This window comes from Endothiovibrio diazotrophicus (genome assembly GCF_054657215.1).
The window spans coordinates 1-588 of record NZ_BAAHXB010000300.1; the positions used below are offsets into that span (position 1 = coordinate 1).

A 588-nucleotide genomic window follows, 5' to 3' on the forward strand; every position below is an offset into this window, starting at 1 on the left:
GCTAACGCTTTTCTTTAGCCGCGCCCGCGCACTGAAGCCCGAAAGAACGCCGCAACGTCACGGGCGTCGGATGGAAGAAATTGTTAGCAATCTAGTCATTGAGCGAGAAGGCGGTCTTTTGAACTGAAATGCACCGGCCGTTCCGGTTCACGGGCGCGATTGAGTTCCGCACTGCTTGAAGTAATGACACGCCACCAGCATGTTCGAAGTCAGATGCCCGCAACAGCTCGCCATCTTCTCTCCTTAACTCCTCAACGACATCGCACCTAAACCAGACTTTGGCGTCAGCTGCGCTATCCCGAATGGTATGGACCGCTGGACCGGCTATCTCTTTGAAAGAGTGCTCGATTACTCTCACTCTGAACTTGACGGCTCGCTGAAGATCGATTTCTTCCGTCTGTGTCTCGGTGTAGTACAGGTACATCCAAAACGTTGCGTTTTTGTCCTCTGGAAGCGTAGTTGGCTTGAACCATAGGAACGGGAAAGAAAGCTCCCGCTTTCCCGAGGACTTCCAACTTTCAAGCAGCTTCTCAAACCAGCCTGGAAGCGTAGGGTAGAAGTATGAATTCATCGGTTCTCCTTGTTTTT

General features: G+C 51.7%; 1 protein-coding gene. It reads right to left on the bottom strand.

What is annotated here, in order from left to right:
- Positions 1-91 precede the first annotated feature (91 nt).
- A partial coding sequence (locus ACYQ2W_RS26530) for a hypothetical protein (protein WP_459874118.1) occupies positions 92-588 on the bottom strand: 497 nt, incomplete at its 5' end.